Source organism: Moorena sp. SIO3B2 (assembly GCF_010692525.1).
GTDB lineage: Bacteria > Cyanobacteriota > Cyanobacteriia > Cyanobacteriales > Coleofasciculaceae > Moorena > Moorena producens.
Genome location: NZ_JAAHHE010000734.1, coordinates 1 through 2,020 on the forward strand (window position 1 = coordinate 1; position 2,020 = coordinate 2,020).

3 protein-coding genes are annotated in these 2,020 nt (G+C 43.9%); all 3 read left to right on the forward strand.

The annotated features are described in order from the left end of the window. Positions 1-761 precede the first annotated feature (761 nt). Positions 762-884, forward strand: coding sequence for a DUF8629 family protein (locus tag F6K38_RS44685; RefSeq protein ID WP_044492584.1), 123 nt, complete (start codon positions 762-764; stop codon positions 882-884). Positions 885-1,359: 475 nt separating this feature from the next. Continuing rightward, positions 1,360-1,521, forward strand: a complete 162-nt coding sequence (locus F6K38_RS40420) for a hypothetical protein (RefSeq protein WP_287247583.1) — start codon at positions 1,360-1,362, stop codon at positions 1,519-1,521. A 10-nt stretch (positions 1,522-1,531) separates the two neighbouring features. Beyond that, positions 1,532-2,020, forward strand: a 489-nt coding sequence (locus F6K38_RS40425) for an MBL fold metallo-hydrolase (RefSeq protein WP_287360485.1), incomplete at its 3' end; no start/stop codon positions are given.

Here is a 2,020-nt window from a genome sequence, read left to right on the forward strand (position 1 = left end):
GCTTTCCAGCCCAGAGCAAATTTTATTTTATCTAATTTACCTTTTTTTTCTGTCGTTAATGGTGTAGAGCTTTGATTATTACAAGCTGCCAAAACACTACTACCAAGAGTCACGGAGCTAAGTTTAATGAATTGGCGACGCTTAATTTTATAGATTTCTTTCATCTAAAACTTCAACCGGCTATAGCAATCATTTAGATTATTTGGTTGTGGTGGTTTAAAATTCCGCAGTTTTAGGGTAACTAGAACGGTCTGGCAGGGTAAAACCTTAAGTTTGGTTTACGTTCCCGATTAGCAGCTTCTAAAATAGTGCGTAATTTACCTAAGTTACTACCGATAGCGTTCGCACTAAGCTGGTACTCCCTAAGCTGTACTCCCTAAGCTGGTACTTTGTAGTTGCCATTTTTTATAAGCTCACTATCACTTTGGCGTTTAAACCCCAACAAACACACTGATATAAATAATACCATACTCGCTCTAATTAAAAAATTAAGAATATATAATCATAGAGAAATAGAAAAATATTACAGTAGCTATGACTTTGAAGCTAACACGGACAGATCTACATTGAATCTGTTCATCTTATGAAACAAACCGTGAAACCCTCTCTCCACCTCCATTTCCCCATCTCCCCATCAGCCTCAACCCAAAAATTAAGTGGGTGACAGCTTAGGCAGGGGATTGAGGCAGGTTCTGGACGAAACAGGGAGTTACAATGAACGTGACGCTTTTTTCTCACAGCCATGAGGAGTTATTAAGAAAATGGAAGTAAAACTGGTTTTAGTGGTACTAACAATTGCATTTACTGCTTTGTGCCTGTTTTTTGGGACTAAGAATGGATTTTATGATTCAGACGATTATCACGGCAACGGCTCTGCACACTAAGCTTCCAGTATTTACTTTAGCTGTCAGCTGCTGAGCTTTCAAAAAGCATTCATGGTTTAGTCTTGGAAAAACCCACGCCTCTGCTATTACAGCAGAGGCTAAAGGCTAGAAGCTGACCGAAGTGTGGGGAGTGTAAGGGGGCTCACGAGGGTTTTCCCAAGCCCCTTCCTTCTAGGTAGGCATGGGTAGTGTCAAAAAATTGAAATCGTCACTTAGAGGTTAGAGGGACTTCACCAGTCCCTCCCTAGTTAACTCCCTACTGTGGTGATGTTGTTGCCAGTCTTTATACCCTCTTGACTCTGACCTCGAAAGGAGGGAAACTAGGTGAGAACTCCCCACACCCACCCTAAGGGGTAGGGTGTGGGGTTCTTGTGGACTCCAGAGTGACCTATAGGGTATATCGAGCATACAAACCCCTCTAAATTGGTATGGAGTGACAAATCTACCACGTTTGTTTTGACTGGGGAAGAATCTGTTGAATTTTCCGTTCAAGGAAGATGCAGCCTTAGTAAAAATAGTTCCACCTTATTTTCCGTTGGCGATCGCCGATTCTGTCTGCCTCTTCCAAGGCTTAATCATTCACCCTTCCCTGATTAGTAAGACGTGGGTTAACGGAGCCGGATTAGCTAAAATTTAAGTTGAAGCTCATGAGCAATCAACGCCCAGTAGCATCCTCTGATCAGGATGACCGATTAACCTGCTTTCCTTACGGTGTTGGTCATGGTGCAGAAGGGGTTTGTTTGTTGGTGCAGATGGGGCCACACCGCATTCTGCTGGATTGTGGATTAGAAGACATTTCCCCCCTACAGACCGATGGGATACCACCAGCAGATTTAGTCCTGTGTAGCCACGCTCACTCAGACCATAGTCAGGGATTGCTGGCTCTTCACCAAACTTTTCCACAATTACCAATCTACGCTAGTGAGGTAACGACTCAACTATTACTACTCAACTGGCCGGAACTGCCTCCTGAGGATATTCTCCCATTTTGTCAAGCTCTCCCGTGGGCTACCCCTGTAGAATTCTGTGAGGGACTCACTGCTCAATTGTTCCCAGCTGGACACTTGCCAGGAGCAGCAGCATTTTTACTCACTTACACCACTCGCCATCGAACTTACCGACTGCTTTACACCGGT